At 68.4% G+C, this 26,137-nt stretch carries 26 protein-coding genes and 1 tRNA gene; 14 read left to right on the top strand and 13 right to left on the bottom strand.

The genetic code is table 11. The features are described 5' to 3' along the window. Nucleotides 1-141: 141 nt before the first annotated feature. The 7 genes from ACYQBY_RS08260 to ACYQBY_RS08290 all read left to right on the top strand — a co-directional run bounded on the left by ACYQBY_RS08260 (nucleotide 142) and on the right by ACYQBY_RS08290 (nucleotide 6,492). Nucleotides 142-1,530 carry a pectate lyase family protein gene (locus tag ACYQBY_RS08260; RefSeq protein WP_459643380.1) on the top strand — a complete coding sequence of 463 codons (1,389 nt, stop codon included), beginning with the start codon at nucleotides 142-144 and terminating at the stop codon, nucleotides 1,528-1,530. Nucleotides 1,531-1,682: 152 nt separating this feature from the next. Then, entirely contained in the window at nucleotides 1,683-2,234 is a 552-nt protein-coding gene (locus ACYQBY_RS08265; protein ID WP_459643381.1) for a DivIVA domain-containing protein, read from the top strand. Between the two features lie 49 nt (nucleotides 2,235-2,283). After that, a complete protein-coding gene (locus ACYQBY_RS08270; protein ID WP_459643382.1) occupies nucleotides 2,284-2,652 on the top strand; it encodes a group I truncated hemoglobin in 369 nt (122 codons plus the stop codon). Nucleotides 2,653-2,677: 25 nt separating this feature from the next. Beyond that, on the top strand, nucleotides 2,678-3,817 hold the full coding sequence (locus tag ACYQBY_RS08275) for a globin domain-containing protein (RefSeq protein ID WP_459643383.1): 1,140 nt from the start codon (nucleotides 2,678-2,680) through the stop codon (nucleotides 3,815-3,817). Next, complete coding sequence (locus tag ACYQBY_RS08280; RefSeq protein WP_459643384.1) at nucleotides 3,814-4,500, top strand: DivIVA domain-containing protein; 687 nt, start codon at nucleotides 3,814-3,816, stop codon at nucleotides 4,498-4,500. The genes ACYQBY_RS08275 and ACYQBY_RS08280 overlap by 4 nt, the downstream gene beginning before the upstream one ends. A gap of 109 nt (nucleotides 4,501-4,609) precedes the next feature. After that, nucleotides 4,610-4,682: transfer RNA gene (locus tag ACYQBY_RS08285), tRNA-Lys, on the top strand. Nucleotides 4,683-5,835: 1,153 nt separating this feature from the next. After that, the gene (locus ACYQBY_RS08290) at nucleotides 5,836-6,492 is read left to right on the top strand and encodes a hypothetical protein (RefSeq protein ID WP_459643385.1); all 657 of its coding nucleotides are present in this window, start codon (nucleotides 5,836-5,838) and stop codon (nucleotides 6,490-6,492) included. Between the two features lie 55 nt (nucleotides 6,493-6,547). Here the strand turns inward: ACYQBY_RS08290 and ACYQBY_RS08295 are convergent, their stop codons facing one another. The 7 genes from ACYQBY_RS08295 to ACYQBY_RS08325 all read right to left on the bottom strand — a co-directional run bounded on the left by ACYQBY_RS08295 (nucleotide 6,548) and on the right by ACYQBY_RS08325 (nucleotide 13,023). Beyond that, on the bottom strand, nucleotides 6,548-7,780 hold the full coding sequence (locus ACYQBY_RS08295; RefSeq protein WP_459643386.1) for an HNH endonuclease: 1,233 nt from the start codon (nucleotides 7,778-7,780) through the stop codon (nucleotides 6,548-6,550). Between the two features lie 45 nt (nucleotides 7,781-7,825). Continuing rightward, complete coding sequence (locus ACYQBY_RS08300) at nucleotides 7,826-8,959, bottom strand: tyrosine-type recombinase/integrase (RefSeq protein ID WP_459643387.1); 1,134 nt, start codon at nucleotides 8,957-8,959, stop codon at nucleotides 7,826-7,828. Further along, nucleotides 8,956-9,138 carry a helix-turn-helix domain-containing protein gene (locus tag ACYQBY_RS08305; protein ID WP_432571594.1) on the bottom strand — a complete coding sequence of 61 codons (183 nt, stop codon included), beginning with the start codon at nucleotides 9,136-9,138 and terminating at the stop codon, nucleotides 8,956-8,958. The genes ACYQBY_RS08300 and ACYQBY_RS08305 overlap by 4 nt, the downstream gene beginning before the upstream one ends. Before the next feature lie 249 nt (nucleotides 9,139-9,387). Then, nucleotides 9,388-10,863 (bottom strand): replication initiator, encoded by a 1,476-nt coding sequence (locus ACYQBY_RS08310; protein ID WP_459643388.1) that lies wholly within the window; start codon nucleotides 10,861-10,863, stop codon nucleotides 9,388-9,390. Then, a complete protein-coding gene (locus ACYQBY_RS08315) occupies nucleotides 10,860-12,299 on the bottom strand; it encodes an FtsK/SpoIIIE domain-containing protein (protein WP_459643389.1) in 1,440 nt (479 codons plus the stop codon). Before ACYQBY_RS08315 ends, ACYQBY_RS08310 begins: the two co-directional genes overlap by 4 nt. A gap of 50 nt (nucleotides 12,300-12,349) precedes the next feature. Next, complete coding sequence (locus ACYQBY_RS08320; protein WP_459643390.1) at nucleotides 12,350-12,595, bottom strand: hypothetical protein; 246 nt, start codon at nucleotides 12,593-12,595, stop codon at nucleotides 12,350-12,352. Then, nucleotides 12,592-13,023, bottom strand: a complete 432-nt coding sequence (locus tag ACYQBY_RS08325; RefSeq protein WP_459643391.1) for a plasmid replication, integration and excision activator — start codon at nucleotides 13,021-13,023, stop codon at nucleotides 12,592-12,594. The genes ACYQBY_RS08320 and ACYQBY_RS08325 overlap by 4 nt, the downstream gene beginning before the upstream one ends. A 176-nt stretch (nucleotides 13,024-13,199) precedes the next feature. Here ACYQBY_RS08325 and ACYQBY_RS08330 point away from each other — a divergent pair, with 176 nt between their 5' ends. Continuing rightward, a complete protein-coding gene (locus ACYQBY_RS08330; RefSeq protein ID WP_459643392.1) occupies nucleotides 13,200-13,949 on the top strand; it encodes a helix-turn-helix domain-containing protein in 750 nt (249 codons plus the stop codon). Between the two features lie 8 nt (nucleotides 13,950-13,957). Beyond that, nucleotides 13,958-14,428 (top strand): NUDIX hydrolase, encoded by a 471-nt coding sequence (locus ACYQBY_RS08335; protein WP_459643393.1) that lies wholly within the window; start codon nucleotides 13,958-13,960, stop codon nucleotides 14,426-14,428. On the opposite strand, the gene ACYQBY_RS08340 is transcribed toward ACYQBY_RS08335, so the two are convergent. Then, nucleotides 14,416-15,270, bottom strand: coding sequence for an HD domain-containing protein (locus tag ACYQBY_RS08340; protein WP_459643394.1), 855 nt, complete (start codon nucleotides 15,268-15,270; stop codon nucleotides 14,416-14,418). The genes ACYQBY_RS08335 and ACYQBY_RS08340 overlap by 13 nt on opposite strands. 50 nt (nucleotides 15,271-15,320) lie before the next feature. Here ACYQBY_RS08340 and ACYQBY_RS08345 point away from each other — a divergent pair, with 50 nt between their 5' ends. Together ACYQBY_RS08345 and ACYQBY_RS08350 are read left to right on the top strand one after the other, a co-directional pair. Next, complete coding sequence (locus ACYQBY_RS08345; protein ID WP_459643395.1) at nucleotides 15,321-15,800, top strand: NUDIX domain-containing protein; 480 nt, start codon at nucleotides 15,321-15,323, stop codon at nucleotides 15,798-15,800. A gap of 40 nt (nucleotides 15,801-15,840) precedes the next feature. Further along, complete coding sequence (locus ACYQBY_RS08350; protein WP_459643396.1) at nucleotides 15,841-16,428, top strand: GIY-YIG nuclease family protein; 588 nt, start codon at nucleotides 15,841-15,843, stop codon at nucleotides 16,426-16,428. Nucleotides 16,429-16,439: 11 nt separating this feature from the next. Here the strand turns inward: ACYQBY_RS08350 and ACYQBY_RS08355 are convergent, their stop codons facing one another. Continuing rightward, nucleotides 16,440-17,486, bottom strand: coding sequence for an HNH endonuclease (locus tag ACYQBY_RS08355; RefSeq protein ID WP_459643397.1), 1,047 nt, complete (start codon nucleotides 17,484-17,486; stop codon nucleotides 16,440-16,442). A gap of 49 nt (nucleotides 17,487-17,535) precedes the next feature. On the opposite strand from ACYQBY_RS08355, the gene ACYQBY_RS08360 reads away from it, so the two are divergent. Then, nucleotides 17,536-17,844 carry a pyrophosphohydrolase domain-containing protein gene (locus ACYQBY_RS08360; RefSeq protein ID WP_459643398.1) on the top strand — a complete coding sequence of 103 codons (309 nt, stop codon included), beginning with the start codon at nucleotides 17,536-17,538 and terminating at the stop codon, nucleotides 17,842-17,844. Nucleotides 17,845-17,940: 96 nt separating this feature from the next. Here the strand turns inward: ACYQBY_RS08360 and ACYQBY_RS08365 are convergent, their stop codons facing one another. Then, entirely contained in the window at nucleotides 17,941-20,130 is a 2,190-nt protein-coding gene (locus tag ACYQBY_RS08365) for an ATP-dependent nuclease (protein ID WP_459643399.1), read from the bottom strand. Between the two features lie 549 nt (nucleotides 20,131-20,679). Between ACYQBY_RS08365 and ACYQBY_RS08370 the strand changes: the two genes are divergently transcribed. After that, the gene (locus tag ACYQBY_RS08370) at nucleotides 20,680-21,219 is read left to right on the top strand and encodes a uracil-DNA glycosylase (protein ID WP_459643400.1); all 540 of its coding nucleotides are present in this window, start codon (nucleotides 20,680-20,682) and stop codon (nucleotides 21,217-21,219) included. A 153-nt stretch (nucleotides 21,220-21,372) separates the two neighbouring features. On the opposite strand, the gene ACYQBY_RS08375 is transcribed toward ACYQBY_RS08370, so the two are convergent. Both ACYQBY_RS08375 and ACYQBY_RS08380 read right to left on the bottom strand, forming a co-directional pair. Then, on the bottom strand, nucleotides 21,373-22,116 hold the full coding sequence (locus tag ACYQBY_RS08375; protein ID WP_459643401.1) for a site-specific integrase: 744 nt from the start codon (nucleotides 22,114-22,116) through the stop codon (nucleotides 21,373-21,375). A gap of 439 nt (nucleotides 22,117-22,555) precedes the next feature. Continuing rightward, the gene (locus ACYQBY_RS08380; RefSeq protein WP_459643476.1) at nucleotides 22,556-23,575 is read right to left on the bottom strand and encodes an NADPH:quinone reductase; all 1,020 of its coding nucleotides are present in this window, start codon (nucleotides 23,573-23,575) and stop codon (nucleotides 22,556-22,558) included. Between the two features lie 97 nt (nucleotides 23,576-23,672). Between ACYQBY_RS08380 and ACYQBY_RS08385 the strand changes: the two genes are divergently transcribed. Beyond that, on the top strand, nucleotides 23,673-24,014 hold the full coding sequence (locus ACYQBY_RS08385) for an ArsR/SmtB family transcription factor (protein WP_459643402.1): 342 nt from the start codon (nucleotides 23,673-23,675) through the stop codon (nucleotides 24,012-24,014). A gap of 388 nt (nucleotides 24,015-24,402) precedes the next feature. Here ACYQBY_RS08385 and ACYQBY_RS08390 read toward each other — a convergent pair whose 3' ends face one another. Beyond that, nucleotides 24,403-26,097, bottom strand: a complete 1,695-nt coding sequence (locus ACYQBY_RS08390) for a tannase/feruloyl esterase family alpha/beta hydrolase (protein WP_459643403.1) — start codon at nucleotides 26,095-26,097, stop codon at nucleotides 24,403-24,405. Between the last annotated feature and the right edge of the window lie 40 nt (nucleotides 26,098-26,137).

Consider the following 26,137-nt stretch of genomic DNA (forward strand, 5'->3'; position numbering starts at 1 on the left):
TCACCGCCGGATCGCGCCACGGGCGCGGTCCGGCGGTGACCGTTTGCGGCAAACGCTTGCAGGAAACCGGTATCCCCGGCGTACCCTCCCCTCAGCCGCCCTTCGCCCCCGGCGGGCGGCCCCGACTCGAAGGGGAGTCCTGTGACCACTGCCCGCACCCTCGCGGCCACCTGCGCCCTCGCCCTCCTGGCCCCGCTCGCCGCCACCTCCGCCCACGCCACCACCTCCCAGGCCACCTCCGCCCAGGCCACCTCCGCCCCGGCCGGCCCCGCGCACCACGGCGGCCGCGACCTCGGGCGGCAGGTCCTCGGCGCCTCCGACGGCTGGGCCGCCGCCGGCACGGGCACGACCGGCGGGTCCGCCGCCGCCCCCACCCACGACGTCACCGTCCGCACCTGGGCCGAGCTGCGCGCCGCGCTCGGCGGGGCCGCGGCCGCCGGCAGCACCACGCCCCGCATCGTCCGCGTCGCCGGGCACATCGACGCCCACACCGCCCCCGACGGGCGCGCCCTGGACTGCGACGACTACGCCGACCCCGCCTACTCCCACGCCGCCTACCGGGCGGCCTACGACCCCGCGACGTGGGGCAAGGCGGACCCCAGCGGGCCGCTGGAGGAGGCGCGGGCGCGCTCGCAGGCCCGGCAGCAGGCGCAGATCCGGCAGAACATCGGCTCCAACGTGACCCTGGTGGGCGTCGGGAAGGACGCGCGGATCACCGGCGCCAACCTGGTGGTCAGCGGCGCGGACAACGTCATCGTGCGCAACCTGCGGCTGTCCGACGCCTACGACTGCTTCCCCGCGTGGGACCCCACGGACGGCAGCACCGGGGCGTGGAACGCCGAGTACGACAACCTCTGGATCACCGGCTCCACCCACGTCTGGGTCGACCACAACACCTTCGACGACGGCGAGCACCCGCCCGCCTCGCTGCCGACGGTCTTCGGCGTGAAGTTCGAGACCCAGGACGGCCTGCTGGACGTCACCAACGGGGCGGACCTGGTCACCGCGTCGTGGAACGTGTTCCGCGAGCACGACAAGACGCTGATCATCGGCAACTCCGACAGCCGCACGACCGACCGCGGCAAGCTGCGCACCACCCTGCACCACAACCTCTTCGAGGGCACGGGCCAGCGCACCCCGCGGGTGCGGTTCGGGCAGGTGCACGTCTACAACAACGCCTACGTGAACGACGACCCCTCGCTCTTCGTCTACAACCTGGGCGTCGGCAGGGAGTCGCAGATCGTCGCCGAGAACAACGCCTTCGTGCTGGCTGAGGGCATCGACCCGGCGCAGGTGCTCCGGCGCTTCGGCGGCACGCAGCTCTCCGAGACCGGCAGCGTCGTCGTGCGCGACCGCGGCACCGAGCGCGTGGACCTGGCGGGCCTGTACAACGCGGCGAACGACCCCGACCTCGTCGACGCGCCCACCTGGACGCCGCAGCACGTCGAGGGCCGCATCGACCCGGCGACGTCCGTGCTCGGCACGGTGTCCGCGCGCGCCGGGGCCGGGCGCCTCGGCAACTCCAAGTAAGCATCCCGTAGCGCTCCGCTGAAGAACCGGGGCATCACGCAGGGCAGGGGCGCCGCAACACCATGTGGCGGCGCCCCGTCCGGGACAACGACCGCGTTCATGAGTAGGGTCCGGCCAGCGGGTCCACGGCAGCACCGACCGGAGGAGGGGCGATGTCCCTGACGAGCGTTGAGGACTTCGAACGCGCGGCACAGTTCCCCGTGGCACGGCGCGGGGGGTACTCCGAGGCCGAGGTCGACGGGTTCGTCGACCGCGTCCGCACCACCATCCTCGACCTGGTGCAGCGCCTGCGCGCCAGCGAGGACGCCCGCGCCGAGCTCGAGGCCCGTCTCGCGGCCGGTGGCAGCGCACCCGCCCCCGCCCAGGAGCCCGCCTCCCCCCGCGCGCTGCGCCTGCTGGAGCTCGCGGAGCAGAGCGCCAACGCCGCCATCGAGGACGCCCAGCGCACCGCCGAGCAGATGGTCGCCGAAGCCGGTGAGCGCGCCGCGGCCCGCGAGGAGGAGGCCCGCGAGGCGGCCCTGGCCATCGAGGCAGCCGGCCGCCAGCGCGAGGTCGAGCTGCAGGACTCCATCAACACCCTGCTGGAGTCCGAGCACGCCGCCCGCCTCCAGGTGCACGAGCTCGCACGCCAGCTCACCGCCCTCCTGGAGAACCCCCGCGGCGGGGACGTGCCGGCCCAGCAGATGAGCCCCGCCCGGCCCTGAGCCCCGGCAAGGCCCCGCGCGCAGCAAGACGCAACGGAGAGGAACACGGATGTCCATCTACGAGGAGCTCGGCCGGGACGTCGGCATCGGCACCGCCGTCGACGACTTCTACCGCCGGGTCGTGGCCGACCCCGAGCTGGCGCCGTACTTCGAGGGCATCGAGATGCCGAAGCTGCGCGCCCACCAGGCCGCCCTGCTCGCCCAGGTCACCGGCGGGCCCGCCGCCTACTCCGGGCGCGACCTCGGCACCGCCCACGCCCCGCTGCACATCACCGACGAGCACTTCGACCGGGTCGTCGGGCACCTCGTCGCCACCCTCACCTCCCTCGGCGTGCAGCAGGAGACCATCGGCCAGATCGGCGCCGCGCTCGGGGAGCACCGCGCCGCCATCGTCACCGCCCCCGTCACCGCGGGCTGAGACCGCACCGGCCGCAGGAGGAACCGTGGACATCGCCGCGATGCGGGCCAGTTTCAGCAAGGCCGCTGAAGCCGGTGACGAAGCACCCCTGTACTTCTACTCGCACCTGTTCCTCAGCCACCCCGAGACGCGCGGCATGTTCCCCGTCTCCATGGCGCACCAGCGGGACCGCCTCTTCACCGCGCTCGGCGAGGTCATGGCGCGCGTCGACGACCTCGACGCCCTCGTGCCGATCCTGCAGCAGCTCGGCCGGGACCACCGCAAGTTCGGCACCCTCGCCGCCCACTACCCCGCCGTCGGCGCCAGCCTCCTCGCCACCCTCGAGCACTTCGACGACACGTGGAACGCGGAGCTCGCGGCCGACTGGACCGCCGCCTACCAGCTCATCGCCAAGGTGATGGTGGAGGCCGCCGACGCGGCGTCCGACCAGCCCCCGTGGTGGGACGCGAAGGTCCTCACCCACGAACTGCGCGGCATCGACACCGCCGTCCTGCAGGTGCAGCCGCAGGTCGTCCTGCCCTTCAAGGCCGGGCAGTCCGTGTCCGTCGAGACCGAGCGGCGCCCGCGGCTGTGGCGGTACTACTCCATCGCCAACGCGCCCCGGCCCGACAACATCCTCGAACTGCACGTGCAGGCCCAGGACGGCGGGCCCGTCAGCTCCGCCCTCGTCCGCCACGTCAGCGCCGGTGACGTGCTGCGCCTCGGCTCGCCCGTGGGGCAGCTCACCCTCGACCCCGACTCCCGCCGAGACCTGCTCCTCGTCGCCGGCGGCACCGGCCTCGCGCCCCTCAAGGCCCTCGTCGACCAGGTCGCCCGCCAGGGCCCGCCCCGTCGCGTCGACCTGTTCGTCGGCGCGCGCACCGAGGACCGCCTCTACGACCTGCGCGACCTGCGCAGGCTCGAGCAGGAACTCCCCTGGCTCACCGTCACCCCCGCGGTCTCCGACGACCCGCGCTCCAGCCTCGAGCGCGGCGACGTCTCCGAGGTGTGCCTGCGGCACGGGCCCTGGACCAACCGGGACGTGTTCGTCGCCGGGTCCCGCCAGACCGTGCGCGACACCGTCGCCCGCCTCACCGCCCTCGGCACCCCCGCGGAGTCCATCCGCACCGAGGTCTTCGCGCCGAGCCGACCAGGGCCCACCCTTGAGGGAGAGGTGACCTCTTGACCACCACCGAGCACGGGGGCGACCGCGACCGGCGTCTCAGCCCCGCCGACGTCCAGAACGTCATGTTCTCCCGCGGCGCCTTCCGCCGCGGGTACGACGACCACGAGGTCGACAGCTTCCTCGACCGCGTCGAGTACGAGCTGACCCGCCTCATCGCCGAGAAGGCCGAGCTGCGGGACCACGTCCAGGCCCTCGAGCAGCAGATCGCCACCGACGGCAGCACCCCCGCCCAGCCCCCCACCGCGCAGGCCGTGCGGATCCTCTCCGCAGCTCAGCAGACCGCCGACCAGTACGTCGCCGACGCCGAGTCGTACTCCCGCCGCCTCGCCTCCGAGGCCCGCGAGCAGTACGAGCAGATCGTCGAGCAGGCCCGCGAGCAGGCCGACGCCCTCCTCCAGCACACCCGCCAGCAGGCCGCCAACGGAGCCGTCGGCCCCGTCGGCGCCATCGCCGGCGACGCGCGCACCACCGAGGAGCTCCAGGCGCAGGTCGTCTACCTCCAGGCCTTCGCCCAGGCGTGCCGCACCCAGTTGCGCTCCTACCTCGAGGCGCTCCTCACCGACGTCGAGGCCGAGTGGGGCCGCGCCGACCCCAACGCCCTCCCCCCGTCCCGCGCCAACGGCCGCCCCACCCGACTCAGCGGCGCCCACCCCGCCGACGACGTCGTCGACCTGCGCCGCTGACGCGGGGCGGGCGGCGGCGGTGGGTCCCGCGTCCGGCAGGGGCGCGGGGCGGGGCGCGGCGCGACGTGCGGCGCGCTCTGAGAGGATGGACGAGCACGCCCCGGCGTGCGGGCCTCTAGCTCAACTGGCAGAGCAGCGGACTTTTAATCCGCGGGTTGTGGGTTCGAGTCCCACGGGGCCTACCGCTCTGACCTGCGAAGATGCTGGCATCACAGCCTAAGCCGCCAGGCCTGACGGCAGCGTTTGACGGCAACGCAGGTCCAACATCTAACATCCGCGCCGGGACGCGGCCCCAGGTGGAAGCGCAAGCTCGGGCAGCCGGCACCAGCATGAGCACTCACGCAGTGGCAGTCGACGTCGAACCGTCCATGCACTGAAGTGCTGCCGCACAGGAAGGCGGCGCGCCTACGATGCGCTCTAAGCGGACACATGAGCCCGCTGCCACCGAGCTCGAAGGAGAGTCCTGCGGTGCCACGCCACGGAAACGCTGCACCGGTATGCCTGTGTGGCTGCGGAGAGAGCCCTAGTACCACACGTGCGCGGTACCGCCCTGGTCACGATGCTCGACATGCTGGTCAGGTGGCTCGGGCAATCAGGCGCGAGCCGGATCGGCTCGAGGAGCTCCTCATGACCTTGCCGTCTGAACAGCTGCGCACGAAGGCTATAGATCAAGCCGCAGTAGCCGGTAAGCCACCAGCAGCAAAGGCCCCCCTTCCGTCGACACATGCAGCGCCCGCCCCTGCCGCTATCAGCGTCGCCGTCGAGGAGGAGCTGCCCAGCATTCCAGCGCAGGACGCCGAGACGCCGGCGGGAGATAGCAGAGTCCAGCGTGAGGTCGAGACACTGATGCTTGACGCGTTGGCCGCCAAACTATTCGCCCGCTTGGTTCCAGAGCGCGTGACCCTGTCCGACGGGTCATGGGTTGAGATCGATGGAGTGAGCCATGAGCCACCGATGCTGGTGGAGGCATGGGCTCACCAGGGCCCATCCAAAGGCGCTCAACGGAATAAGGTCCTCGCTGACGCCTTAAAATTGGTTCATGTAGCGAAGGCGCTAGGTGGCAGGCATCGCATGATCTTGTGCTTCAGCGATGACGAAGCTATGGCACGCTTCACCGGACCCACGTGGTACGCGGGAGCTCTCCGCGCTTTCGGAGTCGAGTGCCATCTCGTCAAATTGGACGAAGCCTCGCGCCAGCGCGTGCTCGAGGCGCAACGTCGGCAGTTTCGCTGAAAATCGACTAGACCGCACCCATGCACAACTTTACAGGCGGCATCAGACCGCTTCGCGACTTGTTGTTGCGTCTGCCATAAATCGACCGAAGGATGCCCAAGCATGACTGAAGTGTCCGCTGCAGTCACTTGCCTCCGCCAACTTCCTCAGTGGAACGAAGCCATCAGTCGACTCGGCGAGCTTTACGCATTGCAGCACGGCAAAATTGCCGAAAAGGTGACCGGTTACGGCGACCGATACCGCGGCGCACGAGCGGCCATGGTGGTTGACGTAGTAATGAGCCGGCAGCGCGCATATACAACACGAGTGCTACCTAGGGTTGAAAAGTTCCGCCAAACTCAGGCAGCAGCAAGCCTCACTCTCCTCGCCAGACTTGGCCCAGGTGAGCTCGGCTGGGTGCGAGGGGAGGCAGACACGGTGCAAGCTGTAGCAGAAGGGCTTTGTAAGTACTCCAAAGAGCGCGGCCTTGACGATGATGAGGGCACGTTTCGCTGGGCGACTGATCAAGAACCCATTCGTTATGCTTGGCGCCTAGATCCATACGTCGGCCAGGTCAAGGGTATTGGCATCGCCCTGTTCGCCTACCTGAGGATGCGCTCAGGAGTCGACGCACTGAAGCCAGACGTGCGCGTGCGCAAGGCTTTGAACAAACTTGGCTTTGCCGTCCCCGTTGGGGATGCGGCACTCATACTCGTGGCGGAAGCCGCCGCGGAGGAGCTCGGCCTCAAACGACTGGAGCTCGATCAACTCCTTTGGTGAACCAAGATTTAGGCGAGCACCTCTATCCCCGCAATAAAGACGAGCACAATAAAGCTCACTGTTGAACTGTGGAGGGCTTCTTAGGCGGCGAGTCACCTCCTCCGCTCCACTTACTCCATGCATGCAGTAATGCGTCTGGATGCGGGAGCTGAGGGAGTGTACTCAAGTCTTTTCGAGTGATCCCCATGTCCGTCAAGCTAGGACCATCGGGTCTTGCCGCTAGGGAGTTGTCTGCCGGATTGATGCCCCACAAGTTCGCATCGAACGCAATATGGTGATTGGCACACAGGGGGAGTCCATTTCCGGGATGATCGCTTCCTTTCTCCTTCTTTGCACGCAAATGGGCGGCCTGCAACAGCGCAGAAATTGCAAGACCACAAGCGGCGCACACCGCCCCATAGCGTTGCATCACTTGAAAGGCAAACCGCTGCTGATTTGGCCGATTACGCCGCTTAGTCCACGTCGTTTGGGCGTCATCGTTAGAGGTCAAAGAAAATAGCGCGTCGAGTCCGCTTGTGGACGACGGAGGCGGCGGCGGCGGAAGCGGAGCATCAGTAAACGTTACAAGGAATACTCTGAGGGAGTCATCGAAATCTTCGATGTACCCACGATGAACTGTGCGAGTCGATGACGGAGTCCCCGTTGTGATAACGAAGACAGGAAGTCCCCATCTATATGCCGCTCGAGACGCCTCAATCTCAGCCTGATCCCTACCGGGCGTTACGGTTTTCGGATAGTGGTAACGGACCCCGCCATCTGAAAGCTCGTCGGCGTAACTGCTCCCGTTATGCAGGAAAGAAACGGCGACGCCACTCACGCCAAGAGGGCCGCGCGTAGCGTCACCATCGGCGTAGATTCCGCGCCCGCCACGGAAGAACCGGAGCTGGTTGAGCAATCCGGGAGAGACGTTCACCGGCCCTCCTGCCCCAGCAAGATGCGTCCACATTCCATCACGTCGACTCATCTCAGCGGCCCGTGCGGCGTGAGGGGCGGACAGCAGTGCCATTGCAGCCTGGGAACCTGGTCCAGCCAGCTCCCAAATGCCATCAGCGCGGTTAGTCAAAAGGCCATCGCGAACCATGTCAGCACGCTCAAAGCTAACCCTGTTTTGCCACTTGGTCTCCCAGGGCCTGGAGTTTTGAGGACCTTTGTCATCGGCCGTCCAAGTGGCGCCATACAAGTCATCCAGGTCCTGCAATACTTCACTTCTGGGCCCCGCTCCCCCGATCCGCTTATACAACGTCACCAGGAGGCGATCGCGAAGCGTTGCGTGCGAGGTGAGGGCCATGGAGTCATGATGGTCGATAGGTACGACAGACACATCGCCATGTCGCTACCGCTCGAACACCTCATCCAGGCGGCATGCCGCCTCCTGCAGCATCGACGGCATGACATGGCTGTACGTGTTCATCGTCAAGGTGATGCCACTGTGGCCGAGCACTTCCATGACCACACGCGCCGGCACGCCTTGCGCCAGGAGCAGCGTCGCGCAGGTGTGCCGTAGGTCATGGAGTCGCACGCGCCGTAGCCCAGCCGACTGCAGCAGCTCGCCGAACGCGCGGTTGACGTTGCGCGGCTCCATCGGCGTACCAATCGACGTTACGAAGACTGGCGCGTCATCTGCCAAAGGACGGCCGCGGGATAGCGCCTCAGTGACCATTGCCCGCCGGTGCTCCCGCAGCGCCGCCCGAGCCACCGCAGGCAGCGGGACCGTCCGCCGGGACCGCTCCGACTTCGGCGGCACGAACACCAGGCCCTCCGTCGTTCGCTGCAGCGTCTGCCGCACCCGCAGCAGGCCCTCGTCCAGGTCGACGTCGCACCACCGCAGCCCCAGCGCCTCCCCGCGCCGCAGCCCCACCGCCAATGCCACCGCCCACAGCGCGTACAGCCGATCCCCACGGGCCGCATCCAGCAGCGCCCGAGCCTCCTCCACCGACAGCGGCTGCCACTCATGCCGGGGCCCGTTCGGCACCACCACGAGCCGGGCGACGTTCCGCGGCAGCACGTCCTCCCGCACCGCGTGCTGCAGCGCCGCCCGCAGGATCGCGTGCACCTGCTTCACCGACGCCGGCGCGAGCCCAGCCGCGCGACGATCCGCGAGGAAGACCCGCACATCAGTCGGAGAGAGCCGAGATAGCCGCTTGCGCCCAAGCCCGGGCACGAGGTGCCGGCGGACGTACATCTCGTAGCTCCGCAACGTGGCCGGGCGCACCTTCGCCGCCGCGACGTTCTGCAGCCACGCCTGCAGGTAGTCCCCGACCGTCAGGGTCCCTGACACCCCTACCGGCACGCCGCGGTCGCTCTCCCGCTGCAGCGCTGTCATTTTCTCCCGCACCTCGGCGCGGGTCCGGCCATAGACGCTGCGCCTGGCGCGGCCGCCGGAGGGCAGCAGCACGTAGCAGGAGCCCTCCCACCGGCCGTCCTTGCGCTGGTAGATCGTCCCCTCGCCGTTGGCCCGCCGGCTCATGCCACGTCCGACGTCGCCAGGCGGCTGACGTACTGACGCAGCGCCTCCACCGGCACCCGCCGCGAGCGGCCGATCTTTACGCTCGGCAGCAGCCGCATCCGCATCAGGTCGTACACCGTGGACCGCCCCACCCCGAGGACCTCCGCGGCCTCCTCCGGCGACAGCAGCAGCTTTTCCATGACCATGTACCCCGTTCCGCTCGCCTGCCCGCGGCCACGCCAGCCGTGGTCGCCTCCTGCCTGCGTCTCACCTGGGGCGGCCTCCCGATCCGGAGAGGGTCCAGGCCGCCCGGCACCCATCAAGGGCGCCCCTGGCGTCACTACGTGATCTCGCTGCGCTCGACCCTTGACCGGCACCGACCAGCCAGGACGAACGCTCTGTATCGGGCGGACGCCCCTCCGCGGTCCCCACCCCTGCGCCGGTCTTCGTCAGGCGGCCGCAGCAGCCCGCCGGGATCGTGCCCGCTCATCGGCCCACTCCCGCGCCTGAGCAGCCGCCGTGGCCGCCAGCGCCGCATCACCGGCCGAAAGCCACCCGAAGCCGTCGAGCGACCAACTCCCGACCACCAGCGTCGAGTCCTCGGCCTCCTCGTCGAGGGTTGTCGGGTCGACGTCCGTGGTGCGGCCGGTCATCCGGTCCCGCAGCCGCTGCACACTCCACCGCCGGCGAGCCGTCCGCAGCCGCCCGAGGGTCGTGGAGTACCAGCGGGACTTCGTCGCGAAGTGCCCGCGGAAGCCCAGCATCGGCACCCACTTCACCAGCGCCAGGTACGGGCCGTCCTCCACCCCAGCCAGACGGTGCACCTCCGCCAGCAGCCGGCATACGTGCTCGTTGACGCCCAGGCGCCGCGCCGCTTCCGGGTCCCGCAGCCGCGGCGGCAGCCCGAAGTCCTCGCACGCCTTCGTGGCGTACTTCGCGATGTAGGCCGCCACCGTCTCCGGATGCAGCCCTGCTCCCTCGTCGGCACGGCCGAGCTCCCGGTGCGCCGAGGGCGTCACCGGCCGGGCATCGACCTGCATTCCGAAGCGCAGCCGGCGCACCTCGTCGCCCTGCCCCACCGGCGGCGCGTCGAACCACACCCGCGCCGCGGCCGAGCGGACCAGCAGCGCCAGCTCCTCGGCGGGAACATCGACCAGTGGCGCCGGGTACGGCTCGTCGTCCGTGGGTGGGCCATCGAGGCGGATGAGGGCGTGGAAGTGGACGACGGCCCGACGCTGGAACTCCGCGACCTTCGCGAACGACACCCGCACCAGGTCGTGCGCTTCCTTCTGCGAGACGCCGAGGCGGGCGGCCAGAGACCGGCGCAGCGCGATGGTGAACCGCCGCCACAGCTCCGGTGCCCACCACTGCCACACGACGTGCCCGGTGTAGTCGTAGCAGTCGGGACAGATCGGCTGCCCCAGCCGGTCATCGCCGTCCTCGTGCACCGCCTCGCAGCCCACCGGGCGCCCGTGCTCACACAGCACCTTTCGCGACCGAGGACGGCAGCGGCCGGCGCGCCGGGTGGTGTGCACCGGCCCGAACGAGGGCGCCGTCAGCGTCGCGAACACCAGCGGGTGCGACGCGACCGACGACGGGACACCCTTCATCCCCCCGGCAGCGCCGGCCGCGAGCAGGTGCCACATGTCGCCCTTGTACTCGTGGCTGCACGACGGGCACACGCTCGCCCGGCGGTTCCCGCACCGCACGTACAGCACCCCGTCCGGTTCGGTGCCCGAGTCGTAGGACGAGAGCACCTCTCCCGTTGCCCGGTCCAGCGTCGTTGCGCTGCCCCGCAGCCGAACCGGATTCGCGCAGTGCCCGCAGCTCGCTGCCTGCTCCGCCCACCGCTCGAACCCCGGCGACACCAACCGCGTCGCAGCCTGCGCCTCGACGACCTCCGAAGTCACCACAGTGCCGCTCATGCCGCCTCACCACCGGCAACCGTCACAGGCGCGTCCTCGACGACCTGGAGCACACCGGGGCGAACCATCGACGGCGCATAAGTGGCGGCCAGTTCGGCGATGGCCTCGTCGGAGTAGTACGACGCCCGGACACGCACCGGCTCACGAATGCCGTCGACCTTGACGAACGCCACCCCTGGCATGGACTCCGGGATGCGGTGGCAGTGCGCACCGGCCTCGCGCGCACCTTCGCCGAGGACCATGTCGACCTGCGCCTTCTCGTCCAGCCGCATCGCGACCTTCGTCGGGAAGAGGTTGCGCAGCCCGAGGACCTCCTTGCGCGGGTCCTGCAGCGCCGCCACCAGAACTACCCCCGGTGCCCGGCCCTGCGTCGCCAGGGCGGCCAGGGCCTTCTCCGCCCGCTCCCGCAGCTTCCGGTCCGGGGTGTAGGCCGTCAGCAGCGCCACCTCGTCGACCAGGACCAGCAGCAGCGGCTCCGCGGTCGAGGGTTCGTGGGTGCGGGAGTAGCCGGCCATCCGGGCGGCCCGCTCCGCCATGACCGCCGCGGCGTCCTCGAGCAGTTGCACGCCGTCCTCGACGGTCGTGGCGAAGCGGGAGAACAACGCCCGCCCTGCCGTCAGCTCCATGCCCGCCTTGCCGTCGACCGCCCATACCTGCACCAGCCCGGAGCGGATGCCACCGGCGAGCCCGGCGAGCAGCGACCAGATCACCGAGCCCTTGCCGGCGCCGGTGACCCCGACCACGAGCAGGTGCGTGCCCGCGACCCGCAACTGCCACGGCGCACCGTCCTCGCGCTGTCCGACCTCGACGGCTGCGCAGTCCGGCATGTCCAGGACCGCCCGCGGCAGCACCGGGCGGGCGAGGGGGTCGCCGTACAGCCAGGTAATCGACGCCGACCGCGGCGAGGTCTGCACCACCCGGCAGGCCCGCGCCCCACACGCCGAGGCCAGTCGCTCCGACGCTGCGGAGAGGTCGTCAACCGTCTGGCCGGCCAGGATGCGGACCTGCCCCTGCAGAACCTCGTGTTCCTGCGAGATCCACCGCAGCCTCGACAGCCCCGGCGTCCAGCAGGTACGGCCACCGGCACGGTGGTCGACCTCCATCAGCGACAGCCCGACCCGCTCGCACAGGCCCGGCCAGGACCGGTGCACCGCGCGACGCTTGGTCCGCCGCCGCACCGGTCCCTCGACCCACTGCGCGAAGGACTCCGGCCGCAGCAGCCACCACGTCAGCAGCACCGCCGCGACGACGCAGACGACGACCAGGAGCGTCAGCACCTCGCCCTGCACGTACGCCACCACTACGACGGCCACGCCTGCCGTGACGACGGGGAAGCGCCACACCGCTGCCGCCGTCGTCCGCAGCAGCCACCACGCCGCGGTGAGGACACCGAGAAACAGGTCCGCGAAGCCATCCCCGGACTTGCCCACCTGCATGACCGGCTGCACCGGCTGCCCGAACCGCACCCCACGAGGCGCCCCGCCCCTCACCGCACACCCCTGCCGCGGTCTCCGCCAGCAGACCGTGCCGCTTCCTGCGCCGCGCGGGCCGCGAGGTCCCTGCACTCCGCTGCCTCTGCAGGATCCGTTCGGGCGTAGTGCTCGGCGAGACGCTCGAACAGCGCCGCCTTGCGCTGGAAGAACGCCACCCACTCCACCGCCGGCGCCGCCATGCCCGGGCGCGTCCGCAGCAGAGCGGTGATCTCCTGCGACGTCGACAGCGTCGCCATCACGCGGCCCGGCCCTCGTCCACCTTGCCGCCCGCCTTGCCCGCCGCACCCGGTGCCGTCATACCCGTGGCCCGCAGCGACCACGCCAGCCGCGGCCGGGCCCGGTTGGTGTCAATCCACGGCGTCGCCGTCAGGTTCTGGAAGACGACGGGCCGAAACGGCAGTCCCGGCAGCTCCGCCGGCGGCACGGGCTGGTGCTCGGCGGCGATCTTCACCACGACCTCGGCCTGCCCGCGCCGGGACTCCGGGTCGGCGTCGACGACTCGCACCGCCCACAGCCGCTCACCGGTCACCTTGTCCCGGGACTGCGTGTCCACCTCCCCGGCCTGCTTGCGGTCGAAGTCCTCCAGCCGTTCCACCTCGCCCACCACGAACGCCCCGTGTGGGAAGACCAGGTCCTGCCCCAGAGGGATCGCACCCTGGATCGCCATCGTCTGTCTCCTCTCGAGCGGCGGGGAACCGTCCGTAGTGGTTCGCCTGCGCCGTGTAGACCACGCTGGCTGTTGACGTAGGGACGCCATCACCCCACAGTGGGACGTCTAGGGACGTCCTCTGTTTTCAAAGTCGTCCCTTTCCGTCCCGAGGTACCCGGTCGCGAGGGAGCGAGATGTCCAACGAGCGCCTACGCCACGCCCTCGCCAACGGGCGCATGAGCGCCGCCGACCTCGCCGAGCACCTGGGCGTCGACGCCAAGACGGTTCAGCGCTGGGTCAGCCAGGGGCGGGTGCCGTACCCGCGCCTCCGCGTCCACGCCGCCGATGTGCTCGGCGTCAGGGAGTACGACCTGTGGCCCGACGCCGTCAGCCAGGACCGACACGACGCCGCCTCCGCGTCTGAGGTCATCGAGGTCTTCCCGCGCCGTGCCGCCGTGCCGTGGGATGCCTGGCCCCAGCTCTTCGCCAAGGCCACCACGCAGATCGACGTCCTCGTCTACGCCGGCCTCTTCCTGCCTGAGCAGCTGCCCGCTGTGCTCGACACCCTGGCCGAGAAGGGGCAGCAGGGAGTGCGCGTCCGACTCATGTTGGGCGACCCGAAGTCCGGAGCGGTCGCCATCCGGGGCGAGGAGGAAGGCATCGGCCGCACCGCAGTCGCCGTGAAGGTCCGCAACGCCCTGCAGCTGCTGCGGCCGCGCCTCAAAGGCGTTCCCGGCGTCCACGTCCGGCTGCACGGCACGACGCTCTACACCTCGATCTACCGCGCCGACGACGAAATGCTCGCCAACCCCCACGTCTACGGCCTGCCCGCTGCCCAGGCCCCGGCCCTGCACCTGCGCAAGCTGGCGGCCGGTGGCCTGTTCGACACCTACAGCGTCATGTACGACAAGGTGTGGGACGAAGCGACGCCAGCCTGGAGCTAGGAGGACCCGTGGGCCGCACCGAATACTTCCACGACCCCGTCGGCCCGCGCCCCAACCGCATCGTCACCGCCGCCACCGCCTTCGTCCTCGACGAGCGCGAGCGGGTGCTGATGATCCAGCGGTCTGACAACGGCCTGTGGGCCCTGCCCGGTGGCACGCAGGACGTCGGGGAGCGCATCGCCACCACCGCCGAACGGGAAACGCGGGAGGAGACCGGCTACGAGGTGCGGGTGACGGGACTGATCGGCGTCTACTCCGATCCTGGCCACGTCATCGCCTACGACGACGGCGAGGTCCGCCAGCAGTTCGCCCTTTCCTTCCGTGCCGAGCTCCTCGGCGGCGAGCTCCAGCGCAGCGACGAGTCACCCGACGTCCGCTGGGTGGCCGACAATCAGCTGAACGACCTCCCGATGCACCCCTCGATCCGGCTACGCGTCGACCACGGCTTCGAGGACCGCGACGAGCCCTACATCGGCTGAGTGGGGCCGCCCGTTCGCACGGGGCCTTGCAGCGCCTTGGCCAGCTCCTCCAGCTTGTGCAAGTCACGCTCGCGGGTGAGGCAGCTCTGCGGGCCGAACCAGTGCTCCCACACTGCGACCACCATCGAGACGTCGATCGCGTAGCCGGCGCGCAGGAGGCTGCTGAACGCCTGAGCCTCCAGGGCGTACTCGTCGGGAGCGCAGTCAGCGATGCCCTCCGGGTCCCACACCTCGAGCACCGGCAGCATGTGCGGCAGCAGCTGCGCATTCGCCCACTGGTCGTACGACACCGAAGCCGAAACGGGGCCGCCCGCGATGCGCTGGGACGTCCGCTGCACGGCCATGGCCAGCTGGGGCGCGATGTGCACCATGCACTCCGAAACCAGGTCCGCCGGCTCGTACCGCTGGACCACCTCCAGGACGCGTTCCGCCACCGAGAGCCGCTGCCCGTCCGGGCCGGTCGTCGCATCACTCGCCCAGAGGACGTCCCGCGCCGCGCCCGGCGTGTCGGGGTAGCGGCGCATGACGTCGCCCAGTCCGCGCCGCTCGGCTTCGACGTCGGCGCAGCTGTGGTGCGCCACCAGGTTGACCACTTCGTCAGTCCAGCCCGAGCGGGCGAGGAGTGCCGCCCCGTCGAGCGGATGGAAGCCCGTGTCGACGAGCGGAGGGGCGTAGCCGACGTCATGCAGCCACGCGGCCGCCACGACGACGTCTGGGTCCAGGTCGAGCCGAGCGGCATAGTCGGCAGCCGTCGCAGCGACCACCTGTGAGTGCTGCCAGCGACGCGGCAAGGCCTCGGCGAGGTGCTCCTCTGCGAGAGCCCGAGCGGTGGCGACGTCCACGCCACGATGCTGCCAGCCCGCACCGACCCCGACGTCCTACGGTCAGCCCTGTGACGTCGGATGCCAGGCCGCCCATGGCGACCCCTCGCGTGGCGGCAGGGGTGATCTACCGCAATGGCCGCGGCCACGTCCTGCTCGTGCAACCGACGTACAAAGACGGCTGGGACTTGCCCGGCGGCTACGTCGAGCCCGGCGAGAGCCCGCTGGCCGCCGCCCGCCGCGAGGTCGTCGAGGAGCTCGGCATCGAACTGCCCGTAGCCGGCCTGCTGCTGGTCGACTGGGCGCCCCACCCCGACGAGGGCGACAAGCTGCTGTTCGTCTTCGACGGCGGGGTCGTCTCCCCCGCCGATCACGCCCGCATCGCACCCGATGGCCGAGAGATCCGCCGCGCCAACTTTCACGACCCCGCCGCTCTCGACGAGCTCACGCCCGACCGGCTCGCTCGGCGCATCCGCACCGCCCTGCAGGCCAGCTCCTCGAGAGCGGGGCACTATGCCGAGCACGGTGCCACGGTCACGCCGACGTCGTGACCGGCAGGACTGCAGCCGCGTCGTCGGACACGATGCTGTTATGAGCGCCAGCCTCCTCGCCCCCGCTCGGCTCTGGACACGAGCAGAAGTGCTCGAACGCCCAAGCCCCGTGCCGGCGGGGAACGGCGTGTACGCCTGGTACTTCGATGCCACCCCGCCCGGTGTCCCCGTTGAGGGATGCCACCTCGTAGACGGGATGGCGCTGCTGTACGTCGGCATCTCCCCCAAGCGCCCACCGGCCAACGGCGGCCCGGTCAGCAAGCAGACGCTGCGCAGTCGGGTGCGCTATCACTACCGAGGCAACGCCTACGGCTCCACGCTGCGGCTGACGCTGGGCGTCCTCCTGGCCGACGAGCTCGGCATCGGCCTGCGTCGTGTCGGCAGCGCCGGCAGCCGGCTGACGCTCAGCGACGGCGAGGCGGTGCTCAACGACTGGATGGCCGAGCACGCCCGCGTGTGCTGGGTCGAGGACCCGCAGCCGTGGCTGCTGGAGACACAGCTCATCGAAGGCGTGGATTTGCCGCTCAACCTTGCGCAGAACGCCCACGGCAGCTTTCACGCCCAGCTGAGCCAGGCACGTGCCCGGCAGCGCGACCTGGCCCGGTCGCTGCCGATGCTGCCGCGCTGACGTCACCGGCCTCAGGAGGTGACGGACCAGGCGGTGCCCGCGTGGCCCTCGGTCGTCAGGCGCACCACGTCACGCAGGAAGGACCTGCGCTGCTCTGCGGTCTTGGCTTCCGGACGGCCGGGTGCCCGCATGGTGAGCTGCAGGCTCCGCTTGAGCGGGTGCGGTGAGGTCATGATCGCTTCGTTGCGTGCATCGAGAGCCTGGATCCAGGCCTCAGTGGGGCGGCGGTTGCTCTTGACTAGGTTGCACCCCGCGCACGCCACGACGAGGTTCCACACCGCGTTGAGGTCAGGACCGCGCCAGGAGCCCGTCTTCATCCATGAGTACGGGAAGACGTGGTCGACGTGGACGTCGCGCTCCAGAGTGGTCAGCGGCTGGTGGCAGTAGAAGCAGCGTCCGTGCTGGAAGCCGACGAGCGCATGACGCGCGGAGGCCACGTGTGCCCGGCGGATGACGGGCGCCTGCAGCGTCTCCCCATCTACCGAGAGCACCACGCCGCTGCGCAGCAAGGAGGTGCCGATACCGGCGTCGAAGGACGTCTCGACGATTGACCAGCGGGCGTCCAGCTCGTCGCGCAGCACCGTGGCGCCCGCGGCGACTCGGTGCAGCTCCGGCGTCAGATGAACCCGGCGGTCCCTGCCCCGCCCGCGCAGCTCGTAGAAGGTGTGACCCACGGTGCTGCCCAGGGCGCTGTCGCGCAGGTTGTGGAACTTCTGCATCACCATGGCCGGCATCGAGATAACCGCCGCCTCCAGGAGCCGCTGCGTGGGTTGCCCGGCCGCCAGGCTTGCCTCGGCCTCCTCAGCAGCGACGGCGAGGAAGTCCGAGGGTGCCAGCTCCTGCTTGGCCGACGCCTGTGGGTAGCGCTGCGCCCGCCTCACCAGCGCCATGGCATACGGCACGGCAAGCTCCGGCACGGTGAGGCTGTCGCGGCCCTCACCGGCGGCCTGCAGCAGCGCCTCGCCCAAGGCGAACTTGTAGGTGCGCGAGTTGGCGCCCATCAGCACCGCAAGCCGCCACGACGACGGTGCTGTCGGCTCACTCCGGTAGAACTCCACCCACCCAGCATGCCGAGCACGACCGACACATGAGGAGGCGAGAGACGCCATGGGCAAGCTCGTCCGCGACCGCATCCCCGAGCTCATCCGCGCCCGCGGCGCCGAGCCGATCACCCGCGTGCTCGACGAAGCCGAGTACGACGCTGCCCTGCGGGACAAGCTCGTCGAGGAAGCGCAGGAGCTGCAGGCCGCCACGAGCCCGGCCGAGCTGCTGGCTGAAGCCGCCGACGTTTATGAGGTCCTCGCTGCCCTGGCCGACCGCTTGAGCGTCGGCCTCGACGCCATCGCTGAAGCAGCCCGACGCAAGCGCGACGAGCGTGGCGCCTTCGACGATCGCATCTGGCTCGAGTCCTACTGACGCCCCTGCCGCAGCGTTGCTGTGAGGACTTTCTCTACTCCGTCAAGGCGTCCCTGCGGGCGGCGCTGGCGCGCCGTCCTCAGGACGCTTTGACTATCACACTGGTTCGAACCAGTGGCTCAAAACATGCTCCAAGTCACAGGCATCTCCCGCCTCATATACGGTGCCGTGGGGCAGGACCCGTATGTCATCGGCCGACTTCACCAAACGACAGAACGACTGAGCCTTCGAGGGCTTATCGCTTCCAGTCACATCACTCGGATAATAATCCTCAATTTCCCCGAAACGAAGTACATAGATTCCATGTGCCCGCAGACGCTCAAGAAGTGCTTGCTTCACGGTTCGAATTTCATGCGTGGCCTCTTGCATCAGTCCATCACAGATAAGTCTTTCGTTCTTGAAATCGAAAAAGTCATGAACGCTATTCTTCAGGTCTTCCCAAGTGGCGTTCCCCTCCTGCCAGGCTGCATGCGTACGCTCCGCATGATTCCACCGCGCCTTTAGTTCCCCCTTGCCTTGAAGTTTCTGCGCTGCCTTGTTGGAAATTTCTGTTGCTAGAGGTTCAGTAGTCAAGTGGTGAGCTCGCACCTTCTGGATCAAGTCTTGACGCATCGCGTCAGCGACCACAGGGGCACCCAGGTGTTGGAATCCACTGGTAAGGGCATCAAGGTCGGCCATGATCGATACCTTCACACCGAAAGCCTCGAAAAAGTTGCGGTACCGCGTGAAGCTCCCCTTGCCCTGAACTTTGACAATCTTGAAGGGGCGTAGATCACAATCCCAGTTTTCATTGATGGTTTTAGCCAAGTGCTGGAGCACGATGGCGTCACTGTCGCCCTCGACAAGAAGGATGCTCTCCGAGAAGAGTGCGGCCTCGTTGTTGTCATGGCAAATGAGCTGGTACTGGTCCCGTGCAGTGAAATCAGACAGGTCAATGACGCGCGACACCGAGAATGCAGGGCCGTCCGACGGCCGAACTTTGCTTAGTTTGATGAAAAGGTCGGTGACCTGCGGGCCCAAAAAATTTGGGGAGTGAGTACTAAGAATTACTGCATTCTCTTCCGAAAAAAGGCGGAGCGCCGAAAACAACTGCTTTTGTGCCCTCGGATGCAAGTAAAGCTCAGGCTCTTCGAACAAGACCATGTATGGTCGACGCGATGGAATCTCGGCCTCAATACCGCGATCATCAATTACGGTTGAATCGACCGCATCGACCGCATCGACCGCATCGACTGCACCGCCTGACCCAGCGACCTTCCTATGCGCATCCCTCGCCATCTCGACGTAGGCTCGGAAGATAGCGAACATAAGCGCTCGCTTCAATCCATCGCCCTTTTGATGCGCCTCACTCTCAATTCCGTCATCAATAAGCACCTTCATACCTTGGATGATGGTTCGAATCTGTGGTGCCGGCACTTCGAGGCGGAGCTTGATGCCCGGGAAGCTTGACTGCAGCAAAGTGTGCATCTTTTGTTCAACATTCGCCAGGTGCTCGAAGCGGGCACCCGGGTCATCGGGGTAGCCATTGAGGGCGCCATGCAGTTTGTCAAAGTAGTCCGAATACTCCGCCAGCGGGTCGGCCAGTCCATCAAGCAAGATACTGACGATTTTCCCGAGGGGCGTGCTCGCGGAAGTCTTCATCTCGTCGGTCAAGCTCTTGACTGCCGGAACGTAAAGCGCTTCGGGCAGTAGACTTTTTATGGAGCTTGAGATGCCCGTAGGTAGCGCCGACTGTTCCATGCAGAACTGCGAATCATCGAGAGACGCCACATGCTCGGCGATGATCTCCTTGGCGCGGATTTGCGTGTCCTTATCGAGACGCGCTTCGAGCTCAGGATAGTGTTCGATAAAGGCAGCTTTCAGCTCCTCTCCGCGCTTCCCCTTCAGTAGGTCGTTAGCATGCGCGGGCCGGAATCGCAGGTCGACAGGAAGCCGCCGTTCAACTAAGTAGGCACCGCGCTGTTCAGGTTCGAACTTGAGGGTTAGAGACAGCTCGCCATTCTCCGTCAACTTCTCAATATCCGCTCGATGTCTCTCTTCTAGGCGGAGCAAGTCGCCTTTCGATACATCGCTCAACTGGATCGAAAGTTCCACCGCTTTCGCGGGATTAAAGTGCTCAGTTAATGGAAGGGTTGTCGTGGCCCCATCGAGCACAAGCCTCAACGCAAGGAGGACAGTCGACTTCCCTGAGTTGTTCTCGCCAACCACGACACCGAACTTGGCAACTGGCAACTCCAGATGCTGCAAGCCTCGATAGTTTTTAACCCGCATAAACGTGATGTGCATGGCGCCTCCTGCCTCCTGAGCTTCCTTGAGCAAGCTAGTGGACGATGCTGGTGGCCGTCAGCCAATCGGCAGGAGTGGCAGCATCACAAGTGAGCCAGCCCTGCGTTGTCACCCTCGCGCCGCATGGCGTTCGGCGGACAGCACGGCGACTGATGCTTGCGCGGGCGGCGCATGGGGTGTGGGTACTTGGGACTTCGACGCCAGGAGACGCCGCCCGCCAGTCCCACGATCGGGAGACTCTGAGTCCGAGTCGCCGCCTTGGCTGTCTGGCCTGCGCGTATGCTCAACGGTTCTGCCGCAGTGGAAATATCATGACAAACGACAGCAGCATGCACAGGCACACAGTGATGAAAAGATGGCAACAAATCACACGGTCAACAGCGCCTTTAGGATGAGTGGGGCATGGCGGTAGGAGCGCTGGCGGAGCTGCTCTCGTAGGCTGCGCTCATGTATCTAGATGCGCCACAAGGTCTGGGCATGCCTGAGCGACTAGCCGAGCGACGCAGCCTGCTCCTCACTACCCCTGCCGTGCAGCCCCTACGCGCCTGGATGACTGAGCTCCAGGCGCGACGGCCAGGCGCAATCTGTCCCGACTTCGATCCGGCGGAGGCGGGAGTCAATGCACGGGCACTGTTTGTACTGGAAGCTCCCGGACCGATGGCCCATGCAGATCACACGGCAAGAAAGCCGGGGACGGGTTTTATCTCCGTCGATAATCCTGACCGCACCGCACAGACCATGTGGGAAGCGAGCAGGAACGCGAAACTAACGCGGCATGAGATCGCGCACTGGAACATCGTGCCCTGGTACTTAGGACCCGCCAGCAAGAAGCCGACGGTCGCCGAGTTACGAGACGGAGTCGCTGCTTTACATTCACTTCTGCCTCTCTTGCCGCAGCTCGAGGTGATCATCTTGTGCGGCCGTATAGCAGAGCGAGGCTGGGATCGATATATGGTGCCTTTGCCGCGGGTGCATGTGGTTCGAGTGCCGCATCCCTCTCCGCTGGCCATGGCGCAACCAGGCAAGCGACAAGCTTTAGAGAATGGCTTCGTACGCGTGAAGGAACTACTCGAAGGCGCCACTTCATGAAGGTGGCGGTTTGCTGCAACCGCAACGGATGATGACATTGAGGGGCTGCACAGGCACCTGCATAGACATCAACAGTGACTCGAGGCTGCATCGGCAACGACTGTAAGCTCATCCGGTCGACCCACATGTTGACGACAGTTCTACAAACGGAGCTTAATGTCGCCTGAGCCGTGATGTCATCACAATTGCCCTGGCATCACTGAGAGCGGAATGTGGAGGACAGCGTCGGCAGCTGACGGCAACCCTGACGGCAACGCGACGGCAGCCGCCCCGCACCACCCACACGCCGGCGCACCATCGCCGCAGGTCAGCCACCCTCCCCGGACCCCGGCGGACACCCCTCCCCGCTCTTTTAATCCGCGGGTTGTGGGTTCGAGTCCCACGGGGCCTACCGGCTTGACCTGCGACTTCACCCTCCGGAGGGCCTCTTCCCGCCCCTTCGAGGTCCGCATGCGCTAACACCTCGCTAATATCGCGCGCCGCACCGCCACGGGTGTAGGCCACGGCCGCGGCGATCGCGTCGGCCGCCGAGCGGGCCACGGCCGGCACCACGTGCGTGTAGAGGTCGGCCGTGATGGTGGTCGTAGAGTGACCCAGGCGGTCGCTGACGACCTTGATGTCCACCCCGGCGGCCAGGGCGAGGCTGGCGTGGGTGTGGCGCAGGTCGTGCAGCCGGATGCGCGGCACGCCCGCGGCCTCGACGAGCCTGCCGAAGGTGTGCGTGGCGACGTCCGGGCGCACTCCCCCGCTCGCGGGAGGTACCCCCTGGTCGCCGTTCTCCCGGGCGCGGATCAGGCCGTGCTCCTGCCGCGTCTCGCCGCAGGCGGTGCGCTCGGCCTCGCGCACCACCTGGTGGTTGCGCAGCACGTCGACGGTGAACGGGTCGATGGGAACCACCCGCGCTCCGGCGGCCGTCTTGGGCGCGCCGAGCTGCGGGTGCCGTCGGCGCCCTCGGTGATCTGCCACGCCACGACGACGTGGGCACGGTCGAGGTCGACGTCGCGCCAGTGCAACCCGATGGCCTCGCCGCGGCGCATGCCGGTGAAGGCGAGGACGTGGAGGAGGGCGTGGAGGCGCTGCTCCGCAGCTGCGTCGAGGAACGCGGCGATGTGCCGCGGTTCCCACACGGTGCTGCGCGCCACGCGGTGTGGAGGCCTCGACCTGCACAGCGGGGTTCCAGGCGATGAGGGGCCCCTCGTCTGCGGTGTTCAGCGCCGAGCGCAGCGTGCGGCGCACGTGCTGGGTCGTCGTGGTGCTCGTCCCGCCGCAGCGGCCGTCGAACAGGCCGGAGTAGAGGGCGTCGACGTGGTCGTGCACTCCGGATGCGGGCCGAACGTCAGGGCGTGACGTCCACCAGCACCTTGCCGACCGTGCCGTCCTCCACTGCCCTGTGGGCGTCGGCGGTGCGGTGCAGCGGAAAGCGGACCAGTGGCAGGCCGTGCCGGACGCCGACTGGCAGGGCGCCGTCGCGGACGGCTGCGGCGACGTCCCCGACGGCTGCGGCGCGGGCTTGCGGGCCGGCCGTGTAGAGCACCAGGAACTGCAGGCGCGCGTTCAGCACCATGGCGTGCCCCACGTTCACGTCGACTTCTCGTCCGCCCTCGTTGGCGTAGATCGCGATCGTCCCGCGTGGGCGCAGCACCGCCAGGTCCAGAGCGAGGTTCGCGCCCACCGCCACCTCGGTGACGATGTCGACACCGTCCGGGGCGATCCCACGGATGGCGGCGGCCGGGTCGCCCTCGCGGTAGTCGATCACGTGGTGGGCGCCGGCCGCAGCGGCCAGGGTCGCCTTCTCCGGGCCGCTGACCGTGCTGACCACGGTGGCGCCGGCCCACCGGGCCATCTGGATGACGGCATGCCCGACCGCGCCGGCGCCGCCGGCGGCGAGCACCACCGTGCCGTCGAGTGCCCCCGGATGCAGGCGGCGCGGCCCGTCCTCGGCGACGGTCAGCGCACGGTGTGCGGTGAGCGCGGGTACGCCGAGCGAGGCGCCGACGTCGAAGCCGACCTCGTCGGGCAGTGGCACGGCCTGGTCGGCGGGCACGACGGTGTACTCGGCGGCGGTGCCGGTGGGCCGCCCAGCAGCGGCCATGAACAGCCACACCCGCTGGCCGACCCGGCTCGGATCGACGCCGTCGCCCACGGCGTCGATCACGCCTGCGCCGTCGAGGTGCGGGGTGATCTCGGCGAACAGCTTGCGGTGGGCGACGCCGGAGCGGGCCTGCGAGTCGGTCGGGTTGACCCCGGACACGGCGACCCGCACACGAACCGCGGCGGGCCCCGGCTCCGGCCGATCACGCTCGACGAGCTGGAGGACGTCGGGGCCGCCGTTGTCACGGTAGATGATCGCTTTCATGGTCTCTCCAGTGCTCGACCGATGGTTTTTGTTCGACCTTCGTCGAACCGTACGATGTCGGTCGAACTGTGCGCAAGAGATGGCTACGCTTCGCCCCATGACCCAGGTGACCGAACCAGCCACCGAGACCATGACGATCGATGTCGTGCTCAGCGCGCTCGCCGACCCGGTTCGGCTCGCTCTCGTGCGAGCGCTCGATGCCGCCGGGGACTGGACCTGTGGGAGCGACGTCCTGAGGAGCACCGGCATCACCATCAGCAAGTCCACCCTGTCGCACCACATCAAGGTGTTGCGCGATGCCGGCCTGATCCGCACGCGCGTCGACGGCATTCGCCGACTCGTCACACTGCGCTACGACGACGTGGAGCAAGCCTTCCCCGGACTCCTCCCCATGCTCCGCGAACGCCGACCGCCCGCATCGACCGAACATCCCGGCTGAGCGGATGGACCGGGCGGGCACCGACGCGAACGATGCGCTGAGACACTGCCCGCGTGGAACCACCCGACCGGGCCTCGATCGACGAAGCGTCACGGCTGCCCTGCCGCCTTCGGACGGGTGGCGACGCACGTCGGACCGCAGCGATCACAGCGCAGGGGGTGGCCTGAGCCACCTCGTGTGGATCATCGCGTCCAGGACCGCTGCTGCTCGGCGGCACGACCGGGAGCAGGAGGCCGCCAGCCCACCGTGCTGTACGGCAGGCCCTCGGCCCGCTCAGGCGGATCCGGGTGGCGTCTGGTGCTCCCCGCAGGTCGGACTCGTCGGCGGCGGGGAATCTTCGCCTCGACGCCGTGACGTCGGACCACCCGGTGGACCGGTCATCACGGCGTCATCTCGATGCGCACGTGAAGGAGGCTGCATCGTTGATGTCGCCGGAACCGTCGTACCTGGGCCACGTGGGGAACGAGCACATCGGCCTGGTCCGGCCGCGAACACCGGAGTCGTCGGTCGCGATGAGGTCGTCCGCCGGATCAACCCGGTCCTCGACCCAGCCCTCGATCGCCGCCAGCTGGTCCCACTCGGGTTGGAAGACGGACGAAGGCCCGTGCTGGGCGCCCGGGATCTCGTAGTAGCGCACGAACGAGTCGACCTCCGCCGCTCCCATGTCGGCTTGCATGCGCGTGTAGTAGTGCGCGCTGGTCCTGACCGCGGGATCGGCGGTGCCGGTCCACATCAAGAGCTTCCCACCTCTGTCCCGGAAGGCGGACAGATCGGTGATGTTGGAGAACAGCGCTGAATGGGCCTCGATGTGCGGGGCCATGCCGTGTCCGCTCGGGATGTCCATCGCCAGCGTGTTGAAGTGCGGATCCCCCACGATCATGTGACGGATCACGCCGTCGGCCAGCGACAGGTTCAGCGACATCCGCGGGGTCGGCGGAAAAGCCGGTGGAGTCGATCCGTAGATCCCGAGCTGGGTCAGCAGCGCCTCGTGCTCGGAACCAGGAACGCCCCCGCCGTGATCGGCGAGGTAGATCGGGAGTCCGGGGAGGCTCGTCTCGCCCGCACCGATCACGTAGGACAGGGGCTCGGGCCGGTTGAGGCGCTGGAGAGCCGCGAGCTGGACGTCGGACAGGCACGTGTTCGCCGAGTCCTCCCCGTCCGGGCACCTCAGGCGGGAGGGGTCGAACTCGGCTCCACAGGCGCGGACGTTGCTGATGATGCCGTCGTCCGCGCCGTCGAGCGTGTCGCACACTCCGGCCACCCCGGTGTGGAGGGTGTGCCGCTCCGCCTCGTCGAGCCACGCCCCCGGGGTAGCGACCACCTGAGCTGTGCGCAGCATGTTGAGCGCCACCGCGGTGACGTTCCAGCCGGGCGCGCCCGCGACCACGCCGTCCCAATCGGCCGGCCAGCGTTGGGCGGCGGCAAGTGCCTCGCCACCACCCTTGGAGTATCCGATGAAGTAGGACTTGGCAGGTGCGCGTCCGTATCTGGAGCTGATCAAGGTCACCGCAACGTCACGGGTCTTCTTCAGCGCATCACCGGCGTAGTTCCTGAGGGCTTCGGCGTCGGCACCGAAAGCAGCGGGGGGCTCTCCTTGCCGAGGTTGGTGTCCGGAGTCGCTGGAGAAGACGGCGTAGCCTCGGCTGAGCGGCAGTGGCGCCTTCTGGGCACCCCAGAGGTTCGATGCGTTCGTCAGCGGTGGGATGAACTCGTTCAGACCGGCGCCGCCGAGCATCACGGCCTTGCCGTTCCACTCCTCCGGGAGAGCCAGCTGGAAGTTGATGTCCGGGGCCGTGGGATCGACGGGTTCGATGTGGCCGGACACCAGGCAGTGTGGGCCGTAGGCCTGCGCCCCGGTGCCGCCTGCGCCCACCGGGACCGCCGAGAACGTTGCAGCGCCGCCGGTCGGGAGTCCGATGGCATCGTCGGCGATCGTCATCCCCGCCAGGTCGGAACACTGCTCCACCGGCGTCGCTCCTGCTCCACCGCTGAGGACGCCGCCGACCGTCAGCAGGGGCGCCACGAGCGCGAGCGCCGCGACGGATGGGGCGGACCGCCTGCCACGTACGAGGGGGAAGCGCATCAGCATCTCCTGTCCGGTCCGGGTCGGCTGTGCACGAGAG

It is taken from the genome of Kineococcus anabasis (genome assembly GCF_054590795.1).

What these genes read in the sequence shown, in the direction of transcription:
- ACYQBY_RS08360 (WP_459643398.1), top strand. Translation starts at nt 17,536, where the DNA reads ATGGGCAAGCTCGTCCGCGACCGCATCCCCGAGCTCATCCGCGCCCGC.
- ACYQBY_RS08270 (WP_459643382.1), top strand. Translation starts at nt 2,284, where the DNA reads ATGTCCATCTACGAGGAGCTCGGCCGGGACGTCGGCATCGGCACCGCC.
- ACYQBY_RS08380 (WP_459643476.1), bottom strand. Translation starts at nt 23,575, where the DNA reads ATGAAAGCGATCATCTACCGTGACAACGGCGGCCCCGACGTCCTCCAG.
- ACYQBY_RS08315 (WP_459643389.1), bottom strand. Translation starts at nt 12,299, where the DNA reads ATGCAGGTGGGCAAGTCCGGGGATGGCTTCGCGGACCTGTTTCTCGGT.
- ACYQBY_RS08365 (WP_459643399.1), bottom strand. Translation starts at nt 20,130, where the DNA reads ATGCACATCACGTTTATGCGGGTTAAAAACTATCGAGGCTTGCAGCAT.
- ACYQBY_RS08310 (WP_459643388.1), bottom strand. Translation starts at nt 10,863, where the DNA reads ATGAGCGGCACTGTGGTGACTTCGGAGGTCGTCGAGGCGCAGGCTGCG.
- ACYQBY_RS08295 (WP_459643386.1), bottom strand. Translation starts at nt 7,780, where the DNA reads ATGGCCCTCACCTCGCACGCAACGCTTCGCGATCGCCTCCTGGTGACG.
- ACYQBY_RS08305 (WP_432571594.1), bottom strand. Translation starts at nt 9,138, where the DNA reads ATGGAAAAGCTGCTGCTGTCGCCGGAGGAGGCCGCGGAGGTCCTCGGG.
- ACYQBY_RS08350 (WP_459643396.1), top strand. Translation starts at nt 15,841, where the DNA reads ATGAGCGCCAGCCTCCTCGCCCCCGCTCGGCTCTGGACACGAGCAGAA.
- ACYQBY_RS08300 (WP_459643387.1), bottom strand. Translation starts at nt 8,959, where the DNA reads ATGAGCCGGCGGGCCAACGGCGAGGGGACGATCTACCAGCGCAAGGAC.
- ACYQBY_RS08325 (WP_459643391.1), bottom strand. Translation starts at nt 13,023, where the DNA reads ATGGCGATCCAGGGTGCGATCCCTCTGGGGCAGGACCTGGTCTTCCCA.
- ACYQBY_RS08290 (WP_459643385.1), top strand. Translation starts at nt 5,836, where the DNA reads ATGACTGAAGTGTCCGCTGCAGTCACTTGCCTCCGCCAACTTCCTCAG.
- ACYQBY_RS08265 (WP_459643381.1), top strand. Translation starts at nt 1,683, where the DNA reads ATGTCCCTGACGAGCGTTGAGGACTTCGAACGCGCGGCACAGTTCCCC.
- ACYQBY_RS08330 (WP_459643392.1), top strand. Translation starts at nt 13,200, where the DNA reads ATGTCCAACGAGCGCCTACGCCACGCCCTCGCCAACGGGCGCATGAGC.
- ACYQBY_RS08370 (WP_459643400.1), top strand. Translation starts at nt 20,680, where the DNA reads ATGACTGAGCTCCAGGCGCGACGGCCAGGCGCAATCTGTCCCGACTTC.
- ACYQBY_RS08385 (WP_459643402.1), top strand. Translation starts at nt 23,673, where the DNA reads ATGACCCAGGTGACCGAACCAGCCACCGAGACCATGACGATCGATGTC.
- ACYQBY_RS08390 (WP_459643403.1), bottom strand. Translation starts at nt 26,097, where the DNA reads ATGCGCTTCCCCCTCGTACGTGGCAGGCGGTCCGCCCCATCCGTCGCG.